The organism is Pseudomonas syringae group sp. J309-1, assembly GCF_032582135.1.
GTDB lineage: Bacteria > Pseudomonadota > Gammaproteobacteria > Pseudomonadales > Pseudomonadaceae > Aquipseudomonas > Aquipseudomonas quasicaspiana.
Genome location: NZ_JAWHNU010000021.1, coordinates 1 through 23397, shown reverse-complemented (window position 1 = coordinate 23397; position 23397 = coordinate 1). Strand labels below are relative to the sequence as shown.

The window sequence follows — 23397 nt, the reverse complement described above, 5'->3', positions numbered from 1 at the left end:
TTACTTTGAGGAGGTGATGGATATGGACATGAGCGTTAAATTGAGCTTGTCTTACCAGGCCGTTAAACCGACGCCTGTTGTTGCTGAAAAACCGGCTGAGGTCCCTCAGGCTGCGGTTGTGCTGACACCTGCCGTAGTTTCGGAGTCCTCCGAAAGTAAAGAGGCACTCAAGGTTTCGGAAGCTGAAAGGTCTCAGAGGCTTGAGTCGGCAGTGCAGGAAATTGAAAAGTTTGTGCAATCGGTAAAGCGCAATCTCGAGTTTTCGATCGACGAGTCGTCGGGCGAAATCGTTGTAAAAGTGATTGCGGGCGACACCGGGGAAGTCGTGCGACAGTTGCCGTCAGCGGAGGCACTGAAAATCGCCGACAGCCTGCATAACGCACACAGCTTATTGTTCGACGCCAGGGTTTGATACTGGTGTGAGCGATGTGATGGGTTCTTTTGTTTTGTTGCAAAGGCAAAAGACCGCTGAAATCTGAAGGAGAAATTCATGGCAGGTACAATTACATCCTCTGGCTTGGGCTCGGGTCTGGCAATCGGCGACCTTGTTAAATCTTTGGTTGACTCGGACAAGTCCGCCAAAACAAACCAGATAGCCAAGCAGACCACGCTGAACACCACCAAGTTGTCAGGGATCAGCACGCTGAACTCTGCGCTTGATGCCTTCCAGACTGCGCTGACTAATCTCGGCAAGACAGACACGCCCGCTTTCAACGGCTTTTCTGCAACGTCGTCGGCGCCTACCGTATTGACTGTAACTGCTAAAAACACTGCGGTTGCGGGTACTTACGCAGTCGAGGTCGTGAAACTGGCCACCAGTTCAAGCGTGGCTTCGGCATCCTTTGACACGGCGGCTGCCAGTGCTATTCCGAGTGGTTCCCTGACCATCACTCAAAATAGCGTTGATACGCAGTTCAACATTCCAGAAGGCTCGACACTGCAATCGGTTCGAGACCTGATTAACTCCAAAACCTCCACCAGTGGGGTCAGTGCCAACATCATCACTGACGCTACAGGCTCGCGCCTGGTGTTCGGTTCGACAAAAACCGGTGCCGGTTCGGATATCACTACGAGTAGCAGCGTTAGCGGCCTGACCATCGGTTCGGGTGCGCTGGATGCTTCCGATGCGACCAGTGCTGGTCGAATCGGCGACGCGCCAATTGATGGCGAGATCAAGGTTGGTGGTCTGTCGATCAAAAGCTCCACCAACACTTACGACACCGCTGTCTCGGGCTTGAGCTTCACGGCGGTTGCTGAAACCAAGACGCCGACAGTAGTAACTGTGGGTGCCAACTCCGACGGTTTGAAGACCTCTTTACAGGCCTTCGTTGATGCCTATAACACCGTGGTCAGTACCATCAACACGCTGACCAAAGCTACGACTGACTCCAATGGTGATTTGACAGGCGTTGCGGCTTTGGGCGGCGATTCACTTGCACGTGATTTGTTGGCTACCATGCGTTCGGTGCTGAACGACACGTCTTCGGGTGGCAAGCTGTCGACCCTTTCGCAGTTGGGTATTCAAACCGATCAAGTGGGCGGCAAGCTGGCGTTTGATACTGGCAAGTACACTGCGGCCATGGCCAAGGGGCTTGGCGGCGATGTGCAGCAGCTGTTCGCGGGTACCAAGGAGGATGGCAGCGACGGCTTGTTGAAGCGGATGAGCAAGGCGCTGGATCCGTACACTTCGACGGGCGGCGTCATGGACGTCCGTACCACTCAGTTGAACAAGACCAAGGCTGACCTGCTCGCTCAGAAGGCCGCGCTGGATCTACGGGTTGAGACCCTGACCGCGACGTTGACTGCCAAATACAACGCCATGGACCTGGCTGTTGGGCAAATGAAATCAACGTTGTCCAGTATCACATCGTTCTTCGATGCACTGAACGCCCGTACCTCTGCTTCCTGAGGCTGGTTGGTTCACAAAGGCCCGGCTGCGTCCATACGCATGCCGGGTTTTTGGCTTCTGGCCTAAAGTTTGTCGCCGATACGTCGATAAGCTGTTCATACGAAGTTTTAAATCTTTGACGAGGTACATCATGAACCCGATGTTAGCCCTTCGGCAGTATCAGAAAGTGAACTCCCATGCACAGGCTTCGGAGGCTACCCCTCACCGTCTGGTGCAAATGCTGATGGAGGCCGGGCTGGATCGTATTGCTCAGGCCAAGGGCGCTATCGGGCGCAAGGATATCGCCTCCAAAGGTGTGTTGATCGGCAAGGCCATCGAGATCGTCGGCGGTTTGCGTGAAGGCCTGGATATGGAAAATTCTGCCGACACGCTGACTCGCGTTGATAACCTGTACGTCTATATGATGAAACGCCTGGCTGAAGCTAATATAAAAAGCGACCCGAAAATTCTCGACGAAGTTGGCGGTTTGCTGGGCACGGTCAAAGAAGGCTGGGACGCAATCGCGGGCCACTAAGATCAAATAACAAGATTGTACTGAGGATATTGACATGAGTGCTGCACTCAAGCGTATCGAAGAAACTCGCGAAGCGCTGGTTGGCGCGTTGGCCGAGCGTGACTGGGAAACGATCGTCAAGCTGGACCTGGCCTGTCGTGCCTGTGTCGAAGACGTTATCCGCGAAGATGCGCCTGATGGTCCTGAGTTGCGCAGCAATCTTGAAGAGTTATTGACGGTCTATCGGCAACTCATCGACACTGCTACCGGTGAGCGTCAGGCTATCGTCGATGAAATGACGCAAATCAACCAAGCCAAAAATGCAGCAAAGGTTTACCATCTATTTGATTCGTGACCGGTTGGTCAAAAAAAGCTTTACGCCATAAATTTGACTGTTTACGGTATTTTGACTTAACTAGCGATGTTTACTATTTTCTGGTTCTCGGTATAAGCAGTGGCCGGGATACCAAGCTGCCCCATGTATGGGCATTGAGTTGACTAGGGAAGTTGCTATTGCATGTGGCGTGAAATCAAGATTCTCCTGATCGATGACGACAGCCAGCGCCGCCGTGATTTGGCGGTTATTCTGAATTTTCTTGGCGAAGAAAATCTGTCCTGCTCAAGCCAGGACTGGCAGCAGGTTGTCGGCTCTCTGACGTCCACTCGCGAAGTGCTTTGCGTGCTTGTCGGCAGTGTCAATGCCCCGGGCAGTCTTCAAGGACTGCTTAAGACAGTCGCAGCATGGGATGAGTTCCTTCCCGTTTTGCTTTTGGGAGAAAATTCTTCTCCTGCTGAACTTCCCGAAGATTTGCGTCGCCGCGTGCTCTCGAGTCTCGAGATGCCGCCGAGCTACAGCAAGTTGCTCGATTCGCTGCACCGGGCCCAGGTTTACCGGGAGATGTACGATCAGGCGCGTGAGCGCGGTCGTCATCGCGAACCCAACCTGTTCCGTAGTCTGGTGGGCACCAGTCGCGCCATTCAGCACGTACGCCAGATGATGCAGCAGGTCGCCGACACTGACGCGACCGTACTGATCCTTGGCGAATCCGGTACGGGCAAGGAAGTGGTCGCCCGCAACCTGCATTACCATTCCAAGCGTCGTGAAGCGCCATTTGTGCCGGTCAACTGCGGGGCGATCCCTGCCGAGTTGCTGGAAAGCGAACTGTTCGGCCACGAGAAGGGCGCTTTCACTGGCGCCATTACCAGCCGTGCCGGTCGTTTCGAGTTGGCCAACGGCGGTACGTTGTTCCTTGACGAAATCGGCGACATGCCGCTGCCCATGCAGGTCAAACTGTTGCGGGTTCTTCAGGAGCGCACGTTTGAGCGGGTGGGCAGCAACAAGACGCAAAGTGTCGACGTTCGCATTATTGCCGCGACGCACAAAAACCTCGAAACCATGATCGAGATCGGCAGTTTCCGTGAGGACCTTTACTACCGTCTGAACGTGTTCCCGATCGAAATGGCGCCGTTACGTGAGCGGGTTGAAGATATTCCGCTGTTGATGAACGAACTGATCTCGCGCATGGAGCACGAGAAGCGTGGCTCTATTCGTTTCAACTCGGCAGCCATCATGTCGCTGTGTCGCCATGCCTGGCCGGGCAATGTGCGAGAGCTCGCCAATCTGGTTGAGCGCATGGCGATCATGCATCCGTACGGCGTGATTGGCGTCGCGGAGTTGCCGAAGAAATTCCGCTACGTCGATGATGAAGACGAGCAGATGGTTGAAGGTATCCGCAGCGATCTCGAAGAGCGCGTTGCGATCAATGGTCATACGCCAAACTTCGCCAACAGCGCGGTTCTGCCTCCGGAAGGTCTGGATCTGAAGGATTACCTGGGTGGTCTTGAGCAGGGGCTGATTCAGCAGGCGCTGGACGATGCCAACGGTATTGTGGCTCGAGCCGCCGAGCGTCTGCGGATTCGTCGTACAACGCTCGTCGAGAAGATGCGCAAGTACGGCATGACGCGACGTGACGGTGATGAACAGGCAGATGATTGACGCTTGCTGCATTGAAATAAAGCCAAGCCCCTGAATTATCAGGGGCTTTTTTTTCGGCACGAGGATTGCTAAGTCTCCTGGAACATACCGTTTTTACTGACGGTTCGCCACGCGAGAGATTACCTATGTCCCAGGCCGTTCAGCAGCTGTCGTCTGATTCTGCACTTCAAGTTCCGCTGTCCCTCGAACTGGAAAGTCGTCAGGGGCTTGAGCATGCCTTTCAGCTGTTCAATCAGATGTCGTCGCAACTGACGGACTCCTACAGCTTGCTGGAAGCACGGGTTACTGAGCTCAAGGGCGAACTGGCGGTGGTCAGTGCTCAGCGTATGCAGGAGCTGGCAGAAAAAGAACGGCTTGCATTCCGCTTGCAGAACCTTCTGGATCTGTTGCCCGGCGGCGTGATCGTGATCGACGCCATGGGCGTTGTGCGCGAAGCAAACCCGGCTGCGGTGGATCTGCTCGGGCAACCTCTGGTGGGTGAGCTCTGGCGACACGTCATCAGCCGTTGCTTTGCGCCTCGCGAAGACGACGGCCATGAAATCTCTCTCAAGGATGGACGTCGTCTGTCCATCTCCACGCGTTCACTGGATGCCGAGCCTGGGCAACTGGTCTTGCTTAACGACCTGACTGAAACCCGTCGCCTGCAAGGGCAGCTGGCGCGCCATGAGCGCCTGTCATCTCTGGGGCGAATGGTCGCCTCGCTGGCCCACCAGATTCGTACGCCGCTCTCTGCTGCGCTGATCTATGCCAGTCATTTGACAGAGCAGCAGTTGCCGGTGGAAACCCAGCAGCGTTTCGCCGGACGCCTCAAGGAGCGTTTGCATGAGCTGGAGCATCAGGTCCGCGACATGCTGGTCTTTGCCCGTGGCGAATTGCCGTTGACGGATCGCATTACACCGCACCAGCTGTTCGCGGCACTGCAGGCTGCGGCGCATACCCAAACCGACGATCTGTCCGTGCGGTGGCAGTGTGACGATGTCCCTGGGCAGCTGCTGTGCAATCGCGACACGCTGGTCGGTGCTTTGCTCAATCTGGTTGAGAATGCCGTGCAGGCCAGTGCCGGGCGTACGCGTCTGAAAATCCACGCTTATGCCCGTGGTGATGTTTTGCGGGTTTGTGTCAGTGATAACGGCAGTGGCATCGATGCCGCTGCACTTGCCCGAATCGGCGAGCCATTCTTTACCACCAAGACCACGGGAACCGGTCTTGGGCTTGCGGTGGTGACAGCGGTTACCCGTGCGCACCAGGGCAGCGTGCAGTACCGATCCCGTGTCGGGCGCGGCACCTGTGCGATCGTTTCGTTGCCACTGGTTCCGGTTTCCGCTGCAAAGGAAATCTGCTGATGGCGATCAAGGTGTTGCTGGTCGAGGACGACCGTTCATTGCGGGAAGCGCTGGGCGATACTCTTGAACTGGCGGGGCATGATTATCACGCCGTCGCCTGCGCGGAAGACGCCTTGCTGGCGGCGGCTGATGAGTCGTTCGGGCTGGTCATCAGTGACGTCAACATGCCGGGCATGGACGGGCACCAGTTGCTTGGTTTGCTGCGTGAGCGTCACCCGCAGTTGCCGGTGCTGTTGATGACAGCTCATGGCGCAGTGGATCGCGCGGTGGATGCCATGCGTCATGGCGCGGCCGACTATCTGGTCAAGCCATTCGAACCCAAGGCTTTGTTGGGTCTGGTAGAGCGACATGCCTTGGGGCGTCTGGGGCCGGCAGGCAACGAGGGTCCTATCGCCGTCGAACCTGCCAGCGCGCAGTTGCTCAACCTGGCCAGTCGCGTGGCGAAAAGCGATTCGACCGTGTTGATTTCAGGGGAGTCCGGGACGGGTAAGGAAGTGCTGGCGCGTTTTATCCATCAGCATTCGCCCCGCGCGGAAAAGCCGTTCATTGCCATTAACTGCGCAGCCATTCCCGACAACATGCTGGAAGCCACGTTATTTGGTCACGAGAAGGGCTCTTTCACCGGCGCTATCGCCGCCCAGGCTGGCAAATTCGAGCAGGCCGACGGCGGCACGATCTTGCTGGATGAAATCTCGGAAATGCCCTTGGGTTTGCAGGCCAAGCTGCTTCGGGTTCTTCAGGAGCGTGAAGTTGAGCGGGTCGGCGGCAAGAAGACGATCACCCTGGATATTCGGGTGGTTGCGACCACCAACCGCGATCTGGCCGGTGAAGTAGCGGCAGGTCGCTTCCGGGAAGACTTGTACTACCGGCTTTCGGTTTTTCCGTTGGCCTGGCAACCGCTGCGTCAAAGGACTGCCGATATTCTGCCGCTCGCCGAGCGTCTTCTTGCCAAGCATGCCAATAAAATGAAGCACGCCGCCGTCAGGCTGTCGGCGCAGGCGCAAGCCTGTCTGGTGAGTTATGCCTGGCCGGGGAATGTCCGGGAGCTTGATAACGCTGTGCAACGGGCGTTGATTTTGCAGCAGGGCGGTGTGATTCAGGCTGAAGACTTCTGCTTGACCGGCCCTGTGTCTTACGCGCCAGCGCCATCGTTGAGTGGAACCGCTGGCGGTTCATTGGCACCAGCCGCGCCAGTGGGTGTTTCTGCACCGATGGACCTGGCGGGCAGCGATTCGGCTGGCGCGCTGGGGGATGACCTGCGGCGGCGCGAATTTCAGATGATCATCGATACGCTGCGCGCTGAGCGTGGTCGCCGCAAAGAAGCGGCAGAGCGCCTCGGTATAAGTCCTCGTACGTTGCGCTACAAGCTGGCACAGATGCGCGACGCGGGGATGGACGTGGAAGGTTATCTGTTCGCGACCTGATGGTTTGTCGTTTAGAGCCGATACAGTTTTCTGCCTGCGCTTATTTGTCGCAGATCGACCTGAAATTTAAAATTTTTAACCTCTCTGGATCAGCCAAATGCTTATCCAGAGCAGGGTTTGGCGGAATTCGCCGATAGATTGGATGCACTATGATGGCCATATGCTGCTATGTAGCTGGCACTCTTGTTGCTTTGACATTATTGACCGCTGACTCGGTGTCAAAAATTTGCGGCCCTTATGAGAGAAACGTCCATGAGCCAAGGTGTTGAATTTAATCGCTTGATGTTGGACATGCGCTCCATGCAGATGGATGCCATGGCTGCGCCCAAGGCTGCAGCTACGCCGCAAATCGGCTCCAGCAGCTTTGCCGACATGCTTGGCCAGGCCGTCAACAAGGTCAACGACGTTCAGCAGGCTTCCAGCCAGCTGTCCAGCGCCTTCGAGATCGGCAAGAGCGGCGTGGACCTCACTGACGTGATGATCTCGTCCCAAAAGGCCAGTGTGTCTTTTCAAGCCTTGACCCAGGTGCGAAACAAGCTGGTTCAGGCTTACCAAGACATCATGCAGATGCCGGTTTAAGGACGTATTGAGTCATGGCAGAAACACTCGCCGATAGCGTTCCGGCCAAGACAGGCGCTCCTGCAGGCAAACCGTTGTTCGGTCTGGCCTTCCTGGAAAACCTCTCCGAGATGACCATGTTGCGTCAGGTTGGCCTTATGGTCGGCCTGGCTGCCAGTGTGGCCATCGGCTTTGCCGTAGTGCTCTGGTCACAGCAACCTGATTATCGTCCGTTGTACGGCAGCATGGCCGGCATGGACGCCAAGCAGGTCATGGACACGCTGACCACGGCCAATATTGCCTACACCGTCGAGCCTAATTCCGGCGCGCTGCTGGTGAAAGCTGATGACGTGCAACGTGCGCGCATTCAGCTGGCATCTGCTGGCATTGCCCAGACTGACGCTAACGTCGGTTTTGAAATCCTGGACAAGGATCAAGGCCTGGGGACCAGCCAGTTCATGGAAGCGACGCGCTATCGTCGTGGCCTTGAAGGTGAGCTGGCGCGGACCATTTCGTCCTTGAATAACATCAAGGGTGCCCGTGTGCACTTGGCAATCCCGAAAAGCTCGGTGTTCGTCCGTGATGATCGCAAGCCAAGTGCTTCGATTTTGGTTGAGCTTTACCCTGGCCGCAGCCTTGAGCCAAGCCAGGTCATGGCCATCGTCAATCTGGTGGCGACCAGCGTTCCAGAGCTGACCAAGTCCCAGGTCACTGTCGTCGATCAGAAAGGCAATCTTCTTTCTGATCAGGCGGAGAACTCCGAGCTGACCATGGCGGGCAAGCAGTTTGACTATGCCCGTCGCATGGAAGGCATGTTGACTCAGCGCGTGCAGAACATCCTGCGTCCGGTGCTGGGCACTGATCGCTACAAGGCGGAAGTGTCCGCCGATGTGGACTTCAGTGCTGTCGAGTCAACGGCAGAAAGCTTCAACCCTGATCAGCCTGCGTTGCGCAGCGAACAGTCGGTCAACGAGCAGCGTTCCAGCAGTTCAGGCGCATCAGGTGTTCCGGGCGCATTGAGCAACCAGCCGCCAGGTCCTGCAACCGCACCGCAAACGCCGGGCGCCGGTGCAGCCGGTGCTGCTGCCGCCATTGCTCCAGGCCAGCCGTTGCTGGATGCAAACGGCCAACAAATCATGGACCCGGCCACGGGTCAGCCAGCCTTGGCGCCATACCCGGCTGACAAGCGCGTGCAGTCGACCAAGAACTTTGAGCTGGACCGTTCCATCAGTCACACCAAGCAACAGCAGGGCCGTTTGAATCGTCTGTCGGTTGCCGTGGTGGTGGATGACCAGCTCAAGATCAACCCGGCCAATGGTGAAGCGACACGCACACCGTGGAGCGCAGAAGACTTGAACCGCTTTACCCGTCTGGTGCAGAACGCCGTCGGGTTCGATGCCAGCCGTGGTGACAGCGTCAGCGTCGTCAACGTGCCATTCTCGGCCGAGCAGGGCGAAGTCATCCCGGATATTCCGTTTTACTCGCAGCAGTGGTTCTGGGACATCGTCAAACAGGCGATGGGTGTCATCTTCATCCTGGTTCTGGTGTTCGGTGTCTTGCGTCCGGTGTTGAACAACATCACCAACGGCAAGAGCAAGCAACTCGCCGGTTTTGACGACGGCATGGGCGGTATGGGTGGCATGGGCGGTGGTGGCTCCGATGAGCTGTCCAACGACCGCGTCAGCCTGGGTGGCCCGCAAAGTATTCTGCTGCCTAGCCCGACCGAGGGTTATGACGCACAGCTGAACGCAATCAAGAGTTTGGTGGCTGAAGATCCGGGTCGTGTGGCCCAGGTCGTGAAAGAGTGGATTAACACTGATGAATGATCGAGCCGCTGTAGCCAAACTGAGTAAAGTCGAGAAAGCTGCCGTACTGCTGCTTTCCCTGGGTGAAACCGATGCCGCGCAAGTCTTGCGCCACATGGGGCCCAAGGAAGTCCAGCGGGTCGGCGTGGCCATGGCGCAGATGCGTAACGTGCATCGCGAACAGGTCGAAGAGGTGATGACCGAGTTCGTCGAGATCGTTGGCGATCAGACCAGCCTGGGCGTCGGCTCTGACGGTTACATCCGTAAAATGCTCACCCAGGCATTGGGCGAAGACAAGGCCAACGGTCTGATCGACCGCATTCTGCTGGGTGGCAACACCAGCGGTCTGGACAGCCTGAAATGGATGGAGCCGCGCGCTGTGGCTGACGTGATTCGTTTCGAGCACCCGCAGATTCAGGCCATCGTTGTGGCGTATCTGGATGCCGATCAGGCAGGTGAAGTGCTCGGCCATTTCGATCACAAGGTGCGGCTGGACATTATTCTGCGGGTGTCGTCACTGAACACCGTGCAGCCAGCGGCCCTTAAAGAACTGAACCAGATTCTCGAGAAGCAGTTCTCGGGTAACGCCAACACGTCGCGTACTACCCTGGGTGGTATCAAGCGTGCTGCGGATATCATGAACTTCCTCGACAGCTCCATCGAAGGCGCGCTCATGGATTCGATCCGCGAAGTCGACGAAGATCTGTCGACGCAGATCGAAGACCTCATGTTTGTCTTCAACAACCTGTCGGACGTGGACGACCGCGGTATCCAGGCGCTGTTGCGCGAGGTGTCTTCGGACGTGCTGGTACTCGCTCTCAAGGGTTCCGACGAGGCGATCAAGGAAAAAATCTTCAAGAACATGTCCAAGCGTGCCGCCGAACTGCTGCGCGACGACCTGGAAGCGAAAGGCCCGGTCCGCGTCAGCGACGTGGAAACCGCACAGAAAGAAATCCTCACAATTGCTCGCCGCATGGCCGAGGCCGGGGAAATCGTTCTTGGCGGCAAAGGTGGCGAGGAAATGATCTAGTCTGTTGACGTTTTGTCGGAAAAGCTGACCGGGGATATAGTCTCCGGTGTCCACCGCCTTGCCTGACGACAGTCGTCCGGCAAGGCGGCCTGCGCTGAAACATCACAGACTCTAAGGCACTATCAATGTCCAGCTCCAACAAAGAACCGGTCAGCGAGCTCATCCGCGCCAAGGACGTCGGCGGTTTTGACGTGTGGTCGCTGCCCAGTTTCGACCCGTACAAAGAGCCTGAACCCGAGCCGGAACCGGTCATCGAGGAATCGGTCGACACCATCGAAGAAGTCCCTCTGGAAGAAGTCCAGCCGATAACGCTCGAAGAGTTGGAGAGCATCCGTCAGGAGGCCTACAACGAAGGCTTCGCCACGGGCGAGAAGGAAGGCTTTCACAGCACGCAACTGAAGGTTCGTCAGGAAGCCGAGGTTGCCCTCAAGGAAAAGCTTGCCAGCCTCGACCTGCTCATGACCCAGCTGTTTGATCCGATCGGCAGCCAGGACAAGCAAATCGAGCAATCGGTGATTTATCTGGTGGAGCACATCGCTCGCAAGGTTATTCAGCGGGAGCTGACCACCGATTCACGGCAGATTGGCAATGTCCTGCGCGATGCGCTGAAGCTGTTGCCTATGGGCGCCAATAATGTGCGGATCTTCATCAATCCGCAGGATTTTGATCTGGTCAAAGCCATGCGCGAGCGTCATGAGGAAACCTGGCGCATCGTTGAAGATGACACATTGCAGGCTGGCGGTTGCCGGATTGAAACCGAGCACAGCCGGATCGATGCCAGCATCGAGACACGCCTGGCGCTGGCCATTGGCAAAATGTATGACCAGATGCACGAGCAGTCACTGCATCCGGCAGCTCCAGACCTGAGTCTGGAACTGAACAACCCTCCAGTCGCGCCAGCGTCTGCCAGTTCTGATGTCGAGAAATCCGATGCGCCTTGATCGCACCAGCTTCGGCAAGCGCTTGGGTTCGTATGCCGAAACCATCGAAATGCCTGTGCAGCCGGTGGTGGAAGGGCGCTTGCTGCGCATGGTCGGTCTGACCCTTGAAGCCGAGGGCCTGCGGGCTGCCATGGGCAGTCGCTGCATGGTGATCAATGATGACAGTCATCATCCGGTAGAAGTCGAAGCCGAAGTCATGGGCTTTTCCGGCAGCAAAATCTTCCTGATGCCCGTCGGCAGCGTGTCCGGTCTCGCGCCCGGTGCGCGTGTCGTGCCCTTGGCGGATACCGGCCGTTTGCCCATGGGGATGGCAATGCTGGGCCGCGTACTGGATGGCGCAGGTCGCGCGCTGGACGGCAAAGGCGCCGTTAGGGCCGAGGATTGGGTGCCGATGGACGGCCCGACGATTAATCCGCTCAAGCGCAACCCGATCAGTCAGCCCCTCGATGTGGGCATTCGCAGCATAAACGGATTATTGACGGTCGGCCGCGGCCAGCGTCTAGGGCTGTTCGCCGGTACGGGCGTCGGCAAGAGCGTCCTGCTCGGCATGATGACCCGCTTCACCGAGGCCGACATTATTATCGTGGGCCTGATCGGTGAGCGGGGTCGTGAGGTTAAAGAATTCATCGAGCACAGCCTGGGGGAAGAGGGGCTCAAGCGCTCGGTGGTGGTCGCATCCCCTGCGGATGATGCGCCGCTGATGCGTCTACGGGCGGCCATGTATTGCACGCGAATCGCCGAATATTTTCGCGACAAGGGCAAGAACGTCCTTTTGCTCATGGATTCCCTGACCCGTTTCGCTCAGGCGCAACGGGAAATTGCCCTGGCTATCGGTGAGCCTCCTGCAACCAAGGGCTATCCGCCTTCGGTGTTCGCCAAGTTGCCCAAGCTGGTAGAGCGCGCCGGTAACGCCGAAGCGGGCGGCGGCTCGATCACGGCGTTTTACACAGTGCTGTCCGAAGGCGACGACCAGCAGGATCCGATCGCGGACTCGGCGCGAGGCGTGCTCGACGGCCACATCGTGTTGTCCCGTCGTCTGGCTGAGGAAGGGCATTACCCGGCCATCGATATCGAGGCGTCCATCAGCCGGGTCATGCCCGCGGTGGTCACCCCCGACCACATGAATCAGGCGCAGCACTTCAAGCAGTTGTGGTCGCGTTATCAACAGAGCCGCGATCTGATCAGCGTCGGTGCCTACGTGCCCGGTGGGGATCGGGAAACCGACCTGGCGATTCATCTGCAGCCAACCCTGGTGCGCTTTCTGCGTCAGGGGCTCAATGAAAACGAGAGCATGGAGAACAGCAGTGCCCAGTTGGCTGCCGTCTTCAGCCCTGCTGCGGGTGGCTGATAAGTCATGGCCGTAAGTCGCGCAGCGCGTCTGGCGCCCGTGGTGGATATGGCCGAAAGCGCCGAGCGCGCGGCCGTCCAGCGATTGGGGCATTTCCAGGGGCAGGTGCGCATCGCCGAAGGCAAGCTTAATGATCTTGAGCAGTTTCGTCTGGACTACCAGCAACAATGGATCGACAAGGGCGCCCATGGCGTTTCCGGGCAGTGGCTGCTGGGGTATCAGCGCTTCCTTACCCAGCTGGATACTGCTGTCGATCAGCAGCGCAGGAGTCTGGCCTGGCATCAGGACAACGTCGAAAAAGCCCGCGTCAGTTGGCAGCAGGCTTATGCACGGGTTGAAGGCTTGCGTAAATTGGTCCAGCGCTATATCGACGAAGCCCGTCAACTGGAAGACAAGCGCGAACAGAAGCTGCTGGATGAGTTATCGCAACGCCTGCCCAGGCATGCGCCGTTTTAACAAACAGATTTACATCGCAACTTATTGAACTTTAATGATTTTTCCTGTGGGAGCCGGGCTTGCCCGCGATGAGGCTGAACGCAATGCACTTTATATCGCGTCCAGTCTCATCGCGGGCAAGCCCGGCTCCCACACAGGAATTTGCAGGTATCACTAGCCAGTGCTAAACCTTGATAACGTGACGTACGTCTCTCAGGAATTCTACATGCCGGTCACTTCTGAGCTTTCCCCCGACGGTCAGCAACTGACCATCTCAATCTCTGGGCGCTTTGACTTCGCTTCCCATCAGGACTTTCGTGAAGCTTATGAAAGGTCGGGCAGCGAGTTGCGTTATGTCGTTGACCTGAGTGGCACCACTTACCTGGACAGTTCGGCGCTTGGCATGCTCCTGTTGCTGCGTGATCATGCCGGGGGCGAGCGTTCGCGGATTCGTCTGATCAATTGTTGCCCTGATGTCATCACGATCCTGACCATCTCCAATTTCTCGAAGCTTTTCCAGATAGGTTGAACCCTTGCAGCCGTCCAGCGAATCCTTGTGCATCCTGATCGCTGACGACAACGCCAGTGACCGCCTGTTGCTGTCTACTATCGTGGCTCGACAAGGGCATCGTGTGTTGTGCGCTGACAATGGCGCCGATGCGATTGCGTTGTTCGAGACAGATCGGCCGCAACTGATATTGATGGACGCCATGATGCCGGTGATGGACGGCTTCGAGGCTGCCCGGCGAATCAAGGAGCTGGCCGGTGAGGCGCTGGTTCCGATTATTTTCCTGACCTCGCTGACGGAAGGTGCTGCATTGGCGCGCTGCCTGGATGCCGGGGGAGACGACTTCATTGCGAAGCCCTACAACCAGACGGTTCTGACAGCAAAAATCAACGCCATGAACCGCTTGCGGCTGCTGCAGGAGACCGTCCTCAGGCAGCGCGACCTGATTGCCCGCCACCATGACTACCTGCTCAACGAGCAACGAGTGGCCAAGGAAGTATTTGATCAGGTAGCGCATTCCGGTTGCCTGGACGCAGCCAATATTCGCTACCTGCAATCGCCTTACGCGCTATTCAACGGCGACTTGTTGCTCGCTGCCTACACACCCGCTGGCCACATGCACCTGTTGTTGGGCGACTTCACCGGGCACGGTTTGCCGGCGGCGGTCGGTGCGATGCCTCTGGCGGAAGTGTTTTACGGCATGACTGCGAAGGGTTTCGGTCTGGCCGAAACCCTTCGCGAGATGAACGCCAAGCTCAAGCGCATCCTGCCTGTGGACATGTTCTGCTGCGCGACCATGGTTTGTATCAACTTTAGTCAGCGCCAGTTTCAGGTCTGGAATGGTGGCCTGCCTGACGGCTATCTGCTGAGTGCCGCGACAGGGGAGCGCACTGCACTGGTTTCCCGGCATCTGCCGCTTGGCGTGCTGGACTCGGGCTCGTTCGATGACCGGACCGAGGTTCATCCATTCGCCTTGGGCGACAGGGTTTTCCTGCTTTCTGACGGGGTGATCGACACTGCGGACAACAACGAGCAGTTGTTTGGTGTGGCACGGCTACACGAAGTGCTGGAAGCCAATCGCGATCCGCAGCTGTTGATCACGGAGATTCAGCAAGCGTTGAATGATTTCGGTGGGCAGCCCCGGGATGACGTCAGCATGGTGGAAATCACCGCTGTCGAGCAGGCAGAGCTGGGTCCGCAAACCGTGACTTACTCGGACAGCGGTACTTCCACGCCGCTGGATTGGTCTTCGACATTCGAGTTCAGGGCGTCGACTCTCAGGCGTTTCAACCCACTGCCTTATCTGTTGCAGTTGTTGCTGGAGGTTCATGGTCTTCGTCATCAGAGCGGTGCGCTTTACAGCGTAATGACCGAGCTTTATAGCAATGCGCTGGAGCACGGCGTTCTGGGGCTTGATTCTTCGCTGAAAAGTAACGCGTCAGGATTTACCCGCTATTATCAGCAGCGGGCAGAGCGGCTTGCCGCGCTGGAGAGTGGCTTCATTCGCATACATTTTCAGGTCACCCCTCTGGATGGGGGCGGCCGTTTGAGTGTGCAGGTGGAGGACAGCGGTAATGGTTTCAACATTGATACAATTCTTGCGTTGCCGCCGACACTCAATGAGCTGTACGGTCGCGGTCTTGCGCTGGTGCGAGAGCTGAGTGACGAGGCTTCGTGGTCTGAGGACGGACGGATCGCACGCGTGGAATTCTGCTGGGGGGCAAAGGCATAACCCCGGGTTCTTGATCAAAGGAGTGAACAAGGTGTCGGTCATTCATCTGGATTACAGCGTATTGACGACGTTGCAGGAAGTCATGGAAGACGAGTATCCAACCCTTCTCGATGTGTTCCTCAAAGACTCTGAATACCGTATTTCCCGTTTGCGTCAGCTTATGGGAGTGGCTGCGTTTGATCTGCAGGAGCTGAGCCTGGTGGCCCATAGCTTCAAAGGCAGCAGCAGCAATATGGGCGCGCTGCGCCTTGCCGACCTGTGCCGTGAACTTGAAGAGCGCAGCCGTCGGGAGGAAAGCGTCGGTCTTGGCGATCTACTGGCCGCCCTTGATCACGAATACTCGACTGTGCGTCGGTTATTCGACGCGGAACGCCAGTTTTTTATCGCACACCCCTGAGTCGAATCGCGCATCTATCAAACAAATGCGCCTACCAGATTTGGAATGTTTTTTACCTGTAGGAGCGCGCTTGCCCGCGACTCGGTCTGTCATTCGATAAATCTATCGGCTTTGCTGACGCCATCGTCCGGATGTGGCCCAGACCAAGCGCGCTCCTACAGGTCAGTGTTGGCTGCGAGAGAGCTGCACCATGGACACCGGGGCTGCTCTTGATCGTCTTTGGCCCGTATCTTGCTATGTTCTGCGTATTCAGCTGTTTTTCGCGGAGATCGACATGCCACTCGCCCCCAATGCTCTTCTTCAAGCCACTCCAGTGGCGGCGCAGAAGGCCAGTTCTGCCAGCAACTCAGCCAGGCAGGCTGACAGCAGCAAAGACGACAACTCCAGCTTCTCTGACGTCTATGCCAAGCAGGCTCAGGCTAAATCGGCTGCGGGCAACGACGTTCCGGTCAAGGCCAGATCTGCCACCGATAAAGACAAACAGGTTGCAGACAAGGCAGCGTCCGACAAGGACGATACTGCCGCTTCGGATTCGACGACGGTTGCCGATAGCGGCAATACCTTGCCTGCCGAACCCGTTGCCAGCGCAAGCGACAGCAAGGCCGAGGAAGAAGTTGATCCGGCACTGGCCCAGGTAGTAACGCCAGACCCGGCCCTTGATCCCGCGCTTGATCCTGCATTGCAAGCCATTGCCAGTCAGGCCACGACCCAGCTAGACATCGACAAGCCGAAAGTTGATGTCGCTTCTGCCTCAACCGCCTTGCCGACCGTGCAGGCCGCTGATCCGGCTGAAGCATCTTTCGACCCGAGCGCTGATCCGCTCGAAGACATGCCCGCGCTGCAGTTTGCTCTGGAGAATGCAGCAGCCAAGGCGCAGCAGGCTCAGCAAGCGCAAAATGTTCACGCAACGAATCAGGCAGGCAAGAACGCCAAGCTGGATAACGCCGCAACAGATCCATCCCAGCTCGCCAATAACCTGGCAGCACTGGATGAGCGTTCATCTGTTTCGGACGAGCCCAGCACCGAGAGCAGCGATAAATCATTCGACGGCTTGCTCGATAGTGGTCTCAAAGATGTCAAATCAGCTGCTGGCGATACGCGGGTGGATAACTTCGCTGATCGTCTGGCAGCCCTGAGTCAGGCCGCGCAGCAGCCTCGTGCTGCAGCGCCTGCGGTACCTCTGATGAACCAGCCTTTGGCGATGCATCAGAGTGGCTGGAGTGAAGGCGTGGTAGAGCGCGTCATGTATCTGTCGAGTCAAAACCTGAAATCGGCTGACATCCAGCTGGAGCCTGCTGAATTGGGTCGCCTTGATATTCGTATCAACATGGCGCCTGACCAGCAGACTCAAGTGACCTTCATGAGTGCTCATGTGGGGGTTCGTGAAGCGCTGGAAAGCCAGATGTCCCGCCTGCGCGATTCTTTTACCCAGCAGGGTATGGGGCAGGTGGACGTGAACGTTTCCGACCAGTCCCGCAACCAGCAGAACCAGGCCCAGCAGCAAGAGCAGGCTAACAATGCCCGTGGCACTGGCAACGGTGGTTCGGGCGTCAGTGGCGTGGACGGCTCGGTTGACGGTATCGACGCAGATACTGGCATTGCGATCAGTCAGCCGGTTCAGCGGGTTGTCGGTACCAGCGAGATCGATTTCTACGCCTGATGATTGGGCATTCTTGCAGGGATACGAATGCCTTGCAGGAGCTCAAGAGCACCGCGAGGCAGCGATGGCGACCGTCCTGATACGTCGCTATCGCTGCCTCGCGCTGCTGCAGGTTCTGAGTTTGCTGCGCGCGGTGCTATATAAGCTCTCGAACCATCGCCTCACTAAAACCCCCGTCCTGACCATCCGCTTCCAACTCTGGCATAACACTTGCTCTTCCTCTGTCACGCATTAGCGAACCCCCCGAATAGTGACGGATTATTGGCATGGCGAAGAGCGACGAAGTTAAAGAACCCGGCTCAAAAGGCAAACTCAAGCTCATTATCATTGTGGTAGTGGCTTTATTGCTGGCCGTCGGCCTTTCAGTCGGCGCGACCTGGTTTTTCATGCACAGCTCCGAGCCGAAGGTAGACCCGGCGGCTGTCGCAGCGGCGGATCCCAATGCCAAACACCCGGCCATTTTCGAAGCGCTCACGCCTGCATTCGTGGTCAATTTCAACTCCAACGGTCGTCAGCGCTACATGCAGGTCAGCATCACCATGCTGGCACGCAATCAGGCTGATCTTGAGGCATTGAAAGTGCACATGCCGGTCATCCGCAACAATCTGGTGATGCTGTTTGCCGGCATCCCTTTCGAGTCCCTGGCGTCGCCTATCGGTCAGGAAATGCTGCGTCAGAAAGCGACCGCCAGCGTTCAGGAAGTCGCCCAGAAAGAACTGGGCAAAACCGTGATCGAGCAACTGCTTTTCACTAACTTCGTATTGCAGTAGGAACACGACATGGCCGTGCAAGACCTGCTGTCCCAGGATGAGATCGACGCGCTGTTGCACGGCGTGGACGATGGAATGGTTGCAACTGAAAACGCTGCTGAACCCGGCAGTATCAAAAGTTATGACCTGACCAGCCAGGATCGGATCGTACGGGGTCGGATGCCGACTCTGGAAATGATCAACGAGCGATTCGCCCGTTATACCCGCATCAGCATGTTCAACCTGCTGCGTCGCTCAGCCGACGTGGCGGTAGGCGGCGTGCAGGTGATGAAGTTCGGCGAGTACGTTCACTCGCTGTATGTGCCGACCAGTCTCAACCTGGTCAAGCTCAAACCGCTGCGTGGCACCGGGCTGTTTATCCTTGACGCCAAACTGGTGTTCAAGCTGGTGGATAACTTCTTTGGCGGTGACGGTCGTCACGCCAAAATTGAAGGGCGTGAATTTACGCCGACCGAGCTGCGCGTGGTACGCATGGTGCTGGACCAGGCTTTCATCGACATGAAAGAAGCCTGGCAGGCGATCATGGAAGTGAACTTCGAGTACATCAACTCTGAAGTGAACCCGGCGATGGCCAACATTGTGGGTCCGAGCGAAGCGGTTGTCGTATCGACTTTCCATATCGAGCTGGACGGAGGTGGCGGCGACCTGCATGTCACCTTGCCTTACTCGATGATCGAGCCTATTCGGGAAATGCTGGATGCGGGCTTTCAGTCCGATCTGGATGACCAGGATGAGCGCTGGATCAATGCACTCAAGCAGGATGTTCTGGATGTAGCAGTGCCCATGAGCGCGACGGTTGTTCGTCGTCAGTTGTTGCTGCGCGACATTCTGCACATGCAGCCGGGCGACATTATTCCGGTTGATATGCCTGATGAGATGGTGATGCGCGCCAACGGCGTGCCTTCCTTCAAGGTCAAGCTGGGATCGCATCAAGGCAATCTGGCCCTGCAAGTCATCGAACCGATAGAGCGGCGTTGAGTTTTTCTCGCCGAAAATTTTTGTGTCACTGAATCAATGTTCACCGAGGACAACCGATGGCTGATGAAAACGATATGACGTCTGCTGAAGATCAGGCGTTGGCCGATGAGTGGGCGGCAGCACTGGAAGAAACCGGTGATGACGGGCAGAGCGATATCGATGCGCTGCTTGCTGCAGATGCCGGTAATTCGGCGGCGTCCAGCCGTATGGCAATGGAAGAATTTGGCAGCGTGCCCAAGAGCAATGCTCAGGTAACGCTTGATGGTCCCAACCTTGATGTGATTCTGGATATTCCAGTGTCCATCTCCATGGAAGTGGGCAGTACCGATATCAGTATTCGTAACCTGCTGCAGCTCAACCAGGGTTCGGTTATCGAGCTGGATCGTCTGGCGGGTGAGCCGCTCGATGTTCTGGTCAACGGTACGCTGATCGCCCATGGCGAAGTGGTTGTGGTCAATGAGAAGTTCGGCATCCGCCTGACTGACGTGATCAGCCCAAGCGAACGTATCAAGAAGCTGCGCTAGTGAAGATGATCAAAGCCGTAGCCGTGTTCCTCGTCATGCCGCTGAGCGCTTTGGCGGCTGAGCCCGCCGTTCAGGCGGTGGCGCCTCAGGCGACTGCCGCGGCGTCATCAGGCATGGGCGGGCAGATAGTGCAGTTGCTGTTCGGCCTTCTGCTGGTCGTCGGTCTCATCTTTCTGCTGGCCTGGCTGATGCGTCGGGTTCAGCGCGGCGTACCGGGCAATGCTCAGGTGATCGAGCTGGTCGGCTCGCGGGCTATCGGCCCGCGTGATCGCCTGGTACTGGTTCAGGTCGGCAACGAACAGATTCTGCTTGGCGTCACGCCGGGACGAATCACGCCGTTGCATGTGCTCAACGAGCCAGTGCGGGTGCCGGAGACCCAGCCGGTGAACTCCGAGTTTGCGCAGCGTTTGATGGACTTGATGGGCAACAAGGTTCAGAAGGATAAGAAGTAATGCTGCGTATTCTGTTGACACTTTTGCTGGTGCTGGCAGCGCCTGTGGCGTTCGGTGCCGATCCGTTGTCGATCCCGGCAATTACCTTGGCCAACGGTGCAAACGGTCAGCAGGAATACTCGGTCAGCCTGCAAATCCTGCTGATCATGACGGCGCTGAGCTTTATCCCGGCGTTCGTCATGCTGATGACCAGTTTTACGCGGATCATCATTGTTTTCTCGATTCTGCGTCAGGCCCTGGGTCTGCAGCAGACTCCGTCGAACCAGATCCTGACCGGCATGGCGCTGTTCCTGACCATGTTCATCATGGCCCCGGTGTTTGACCGGGTGAATCAGGATGCCTTGCAGCCCTATCTGGCGGAAACCATGACGGCTCAGGATGCAGTGGCCAAGGCGCAAGTACCGATCAAGGATTTCATGCTGGCGCAAACCCGCACCAGCGACCTTGAGTTATTCATGCGGCTTTCCAAGCGCACTGACATCGCTTCTCCGGATCAGGCTCCGCTGACGATTCTGGTTCCGGCGTTTGTCATTTCCGAGCTCAAGACAGCGTTTCAGATCGGCTTCATGATCTTCATTCCGTTTCTGGTCATCGACCTGGTGGTCGCCAGCGTGCTGATGGCCATGGGTATGATGATGCTCTCGCCGTTGATTATTTCCCTGCCGTTTAAAATCATGCTTTTTGTGCTGGTGGATGGCTGGGCGTTGATCGTCGGCACGCTGGCCAGCAGTTTCGGTGGTGTATGACCCGTCCTGATCAGGAGTCTGCGCAATGACGCCAGAAGTAGCTGTCGATCTGTTCCGCGAGGCGCTGTGGTTTACCACATTGCTGGTGGCGATTCTGGTAGTGCCCAGTCTGCTCTGTGGTCTGTTGGTCGCCATGTTTCAGGCGGCCACTCAGATCAACGAACAGACGCTGAGCTTTTTGCCGCGTCTCATCGTGATGCTCATCACGTTGATCGTCGCCGGTCCCTGGCTGCTCAAGGTGTTCATGGAATACATCCTCGCGTTGTATACCAGCATCCCGACTGTGATCGGCTGACCTCGTGGAACCGATTCTAGCCCTGACCAACGGGCAGATCGGCACTTGGGTAGCGAGCTTCATGCTGCCGATGTTCCGGATTGTTGCGCTGTTGATGACCATGCCGATCATCGGTACAACACTGGTCCCTCGTCGTGTGCGTCTTTATCTCGCGCTGGCCATCACCGTGGTTGTGGCGCCAGTCCTGCCGCCCATGCCCGAGGTCAACGCGCTGGACCTGACCGCCTTGTTACTGATCGGTGAGCAGATCATTATCGGCGCGGGTCTAGGGCTGTTTCTTCAGCTGTTCTTTCATTCTTTCGTGATTGCCGGTCAGATCATTTCCACGCAAATGGGCATGGGCTTCGCCTCGATGGTTGACCCTACCAACGGCGTGTCATCGGCAGTGATTGGCCAATTCTTTACCATGTTGGTCACGCTGGTGTTTCTCGGCATGAACGGCCACCTGGTTGTGATAGAAACCCTGATCGAGAGCTTTACGACCATGCCGGTAGGGAGTGGTTTGCTGGTATCCAACTTCTGGGCGCTCGCCAATGGCCTGGGCTGGGTCATGGCTGCCGGTCTGAAGCTGGTGCTGCCGACGATTACCGCCTTGCTGGTCGTCAACATCGCTTTCGGCGTCATGACCCGTGCAGCACCGCAGCTGAACATTTTCTCCATTGGTTTTCCGCTGACGCTGGTAATGGGCTTTGTCATCCTGTGGATCAGCCTGGCCGACATTCTCAATCAGTACCAACCGCTGGCAACTGAAGCGCTGCAGGGCTTCCGCGATATGGTGAGGGCTCGCTGACATGGCTGAGAACGAGAATGGTCAGGACAAAACAGAAGAACCCACGGATAAAAAGCGAAGTGATTCCCGTAAGGAAGGCCAGATTGCCCGCTCCAAGGAGCTGAATACCCTGGCAATCATGATGGCAGGCGCTATCGGGCTTCTGGTCGAAGGGTCGGACATTGCTCAGGCAATGTCCTACATGATGACTTCGAATTTCACCATCACCCGTGAAGTGCTCATGGATCAGGGGTCCATGGCAAAGATGCTCTTGTCGACCGGCAAACTCGCGCTGGTCGTCATGATGCCTTTTTTCCTGGTCATGCTCGCTGCCGCGATCATTGGCCCGATCTCCCTGGGTGGGTGGTTGTTCGCCGCCAAATCAATGGCTCCCAAGTTCAGCCGCATGAACCCGTTTGCGGGCCTCAAGCGCATGTTCTCTCCCACCGCGCTGATTGAGCTACTCAAGTCCTTCGCCAAGTTCGTCATTGTGCTGATCGTGGCATTGGTGGTGCTGAACATGGAAAAGGCCGCACTGGTTTCGATTGCTCACGAGCCCTTGGAGCAGGCGATTATTCACAGTCTGCAAGTGGTGGGCTGGAGTACGTTGTGGATGGCGTGTGGGCTGATTTTCATCGCAGCGGTGGATGTGCCATTCCAGCTATGGGAAGCGCACAAGAAGCTGTTGATGACCAAGCAGGAAGTGCGCGACGAGTATAAGAACTCCGAAGGCAGTCCGGAGGTCAAGCAGCGCATTCGTCAGTTGCAGCGAGACGCATCGCAGCGCCGCATGATGGAGTCGGTCCCTCAGGCGGATGTGATCATCACTAACCCGACGCACTTTGCCGTGGCTCTTAAATATGACCCTGATCAGGGTGGGGCGCCGATGCTGGTGGCCAAGGGTGTGGATTTTGTGGCGTTGAAGATTCGGGAGGTTGCTGCGCATAACCAGATTCTGATTCTTGAATCGCCGGGTCTTGCGCGTTCGATTTACTACAGCACGGATCTTGATCAGGAAATCCCGGCCGGTCTGTACCTGGCGGTGGCTCAGGTTCTGGCGTATGTGTATCAGATTCGTCAGTACCATGCAGGGCAGGGCAAGCGTCCGGATCCGCTGGGTGATATCACCATTCCGCCGGATTTGCAGCGGGATTCTTGAGTTGAGGCAGTGATTCTTGGGTACATATCCGTTACCGCGTTAAGGGCTGATATTGGTTGCGCTTTTACAGCGCCTCACTTTTGAACATCCGGAAGCCGGCCCAGACAAAAGTAAGCAAAACGCTC

General features: G+C 57.0%; 25 protein-coding genes. All 25 read left to right on the top strand.

What is annotated here, in order from left to right:
- The first annotated feature begins 22 nt into the window (after nt 1–22).
- The 25 genes from RX972_RS13620 (at nt 23) to flhB (ending at nt 23272) form a co-directional block, all read left to right on the top strand.
- Nucleotides 23–412, top strand: a complete 390-nt coding sequence (locus tag RX972_RS13620; RefSeq protein ID WP_316876084.1) for a flagellar protein FlaG — start codon at nt 23–25, stop codon at nt 410–412.
- Between the two features lie 78 nt (nt 413–490).
- Nucleotides 491–1909 (top strand): flagellar filament capping protein FliD, encoded by a 1419-nt coding sequence (gene fliD / locus RX972_RS13615; RefSeq protein WP_316876019.1) that lies wholly within the window; start codon nt 491–493, stop codon nt 1907–1909.
- Between the two features lie 130 nt (nt 1910–2039).
- Complete coding sequence (gene fliS, locus RX972_RS13610; RefSeq protein ID WP_027901007.1) at nt 2040–2423, top strand: flagellar export chaperone FliS; 384 nt, start codon at nt 2040–2042, stop codon at nt 2421–2423.
- 34 nt (nt 2424–2457) lie between these two features.
- A complete protein-coding gene (gene fliT / locus RX972_RS13605; RefSeq protein WP_027901006.1) occupies nt 2458–2757 on the top strand; it encodes a flagellar protein FliT in 300 nt (99 codons plus the stop codon).
- Between the two features lie 162 nt (nt 2758–2919).
- Nucleotides 2920–4398: a transcriptional regulator FleQ gene (gene fleQ / locus RX972_RS13600; RefSeq protein WP_027901005.1), complete on the top strand. Its 1479-nt coding sequence runs from the start codon at nt 2920–2922 to the stop codon at nt 4396–4398.
- Nucleotides 4399–4523: 125 nt separating this feature from the next.
- Nucleotides 4524–5741 carry a sensor histidine kinase gene (locus tag RX972_RS13595; protein WP_316876014.1) on the top strand — a complete coding sequence of 406 codons (1218 nt, stop codon included), beginning with the start codon at nt 4524–4526 and terminating at the stop codon, nt 5739–5741.
- Nucleotides 5741–7165: a sigma-54 dependent transcriptional regulator gene (locus RX972_RS13590; protein WP_316876012.1), complete on the top strand. Its 1425-nt coding sequence runs from the start codon at nt 5741–5743 to the stop codon at nt 7163–7165. The genes RX972_RS13595 and RX972_RS13590 overlap by 1 nt, the downstream gene beginning before the upstream one ends.
- 252 nt (nt 7166–7417) lie before the next feature.
- On the top strand, nt 7418–7744 hold the full coding sequence (fliE, locus tag RX972_RS13585) for a flagellar hook-basal body complex protein FliE (protein ID WP_027901002.1): 327 nt from the start codon (nt 7418–7420) through the stop codon (nt 7742–7744).
- Nucleotides 7745–7758: 14 nt separating this feature from the next.
- The gene (gene fliF / locus RX972_RS13580; protein ID WP_122397718.1) at nt 7759–9549 is read left to right on the top strand and encodes a flagellar basal-body MS-ring/collar protein FliF; all 1791 of its coding nucleotides are present in this window, start codon (nt 7759–7761) and stop codon (nt 9547–9549) included.
- Nucleotides 9542–10558, top strand: a complete 1017-nt coding sequence (gene fliG, locus RX972_RS13575) for a flagellar motor switch protein FliG (protein WP_027901000.1) — start codon at nt 9542–9544, stop codon at nt 10556–10558. Before fliF ends, fliG begins: the two co-directional genes overlap by 8 nt.
- 125 nt (nt 10559–10683) lie before the next feature.
- The gene (gene fliH / locus RX972_RS13570; RefSeq protein ID WP_122704534.1) at nt 10684–11499 is read left to right on the top strand and encodes a flagellar assembly protein FliH; all 816 of its coding nucleotides are present in this window, start codon (nt 10684–10686) and stop codon (nt 11497–11499) included.
- Complete coding sequence (gene fliI / locus RX972_RS13565; protein ID WP_027900998.1) at nt 11489–12847, top strand: flagellar protein export ATPase FliI; 1359 nt, start codon at nt 11489–11491, stop codon at nt 12845–12847. Before fliH ends, fliI begins: the two co-directional genes overlap by 11 nt.
- A 6-nt stretch (nt 12848–12853) precedes the next feature.
- A complete protein-coding gene (fliJ, locus tag RX972_RS13560) occupies nt 12854–13303 on the top strand; it encodes a flagellar export protein FliJ (RefSeq protein ID WP_027900997.1) in 450 nt (149 codons plus the stop codon).
- Between the two features lie 205 nt (nt 13304–13508).
- Nucleotides 13509–13811 carry an STAS domain-containing protein gene (locus RX972_RS13555; RefSeq protein WP_095094512.1) on the top strand — a complete coding sequence of 101 codons (303 nt, stop codon included), beginning with the start codon at nt 13509–13511 and terminating at the stop codon, nt 13809–13811.
- Nucleotides 13812–13815: 4 nt separating this feature from the next.
- Nucleotides 13816–15522, top strand: coding sequence for a fused response regulator/phosphatase (locus tag RX972_RS13550; RefSeq protein WP_316876002.1), 1707 nt, complete (start codon nt 13816–13818; stop codon nt 15520–15522).
- Between the two features lie 82 nt (nt 15523–15604).
- Nucleotides 15605–15919 (top strand): Hpt domain-containing protein, encoded by a 315-nt coding sequence (locus RX972_RS13545; RefSeq protein ID WP_049826699.1) that lies wholly within the window; start codon nt 15605–15607, stop codon nt 15917–15919.
- Between the two features lie 274 nt (nt 15920–16193).
- Nucleotides 16194–17579: a flagellar hook-length control protein FliK gene (locus tag RX972_RS13540; protein ID WP_316876000.1), complete on the top strand. Its 1386-nt coding sequence runs from the start codon at nt 16194–16196 to the stop codon at nt 17577–17579.
- Nucleotides 17580–17845: 266 nt separating this feature from the next.
- The gene (gene fliL / locus RX972_RS13535; RefSeq protein WP_027898001.1) at nt 17846–18349 is read left to right on the top strand and encodes a flagellar basal body-associated protein FliL; all 504 of its coding nucleotides are present in this window, start codon (nt 17846–17848) and stop codon (nt 18347–18349) included.
- Between the two features lie 9 nt (nt 18350–18358).
- Nucleotides 18359–19327 carry a flagellar motor switch protein FliM gene (gene fliM, locus RX972_RS13530; RefSeq protein WP_027898000.1) on the top strand — a complete coding sequence of 323 codons (969 nt, stop codon included), beginning with the start codon at nt 18359–18361 and terminating at the stop codon, nt 19325–19327.
- Between the two features lie 56 nt (nt 19328–19383).
- The gene (gene fliN / locus RX972_RS13525) at nt 19384–19851 is read left to right on the top strand and encodes a flagellar motor switch protein FliN (protein ID WP_027897999.1); all 468 of its coding nucleotides are present in this window, start codon (nt 19384–19386) and stop codon (nt 19849–19851) included.
- A gap of 5 nt (nt 19852–19856) precedes the next feature.
- A complete protein-coding gene (fliO, locus tag RX972_RS13520; protein ID WP_099267513.1) occupies nt 19857–20303 on the top strand; it encodes a flagellar biosynthetic protein FliO in 447 nt (148 codons plus the stop codon).
- Nucleotides 20303–21049 (top strand): flagellar type III secretion system pore protein FliP, encoded by a 747-nt coding sequence (fliP, locus tag RX972_RS13515; RefSeq protein WP_231673511.1) that lies wholly within the window; start codon nt 20303–20305, stop codon nt 21047–21049. The genes fliO and fliP overlap by 1 nt, the downstream gene beginning before the upstream one ends.
- Before the next feature lie 25 nt (nt 21050–21074).
- Complete coding sequence (locus RX972_RS13510) at nt 21075–21344, top strand: flagellar biosynthetic protein FliQ (protein ID WP_027897996.1); 270 nt, start codon at nt 21075–21077, stop codon at nt 21342–21344.
- A 4-nt stretch (nt 21345–21348) separates the two neighbouring features.
- Nucleotides 21349–22134 (top strand): flagellar biosynthetic protein FliR, encoded by a 786-nt coding sequence (fliR, locus tag RX972_RS13505; RefSeq protein ID WP_080237874.1) that lies wholly within the window; start codon nt 21349–21351, stop codon nt 22132–22134.
- A 1-nt stretch (nt 22135) separates the two neighbouring features.
- On the top strand, nt 22136–23272 hold the full coding sequence (gene flhB, locus RX972_RS13500) for a flagellar biosynthesis protein FlhB (RefSeq protein WP_099267350.1): 1137 nt from the start codon (nt 22136–22138) through the stop codon (nt 23270–23272).
- The last annotated feature ends 125 nt before the right edge of the window (nt 23273–23397 follow it).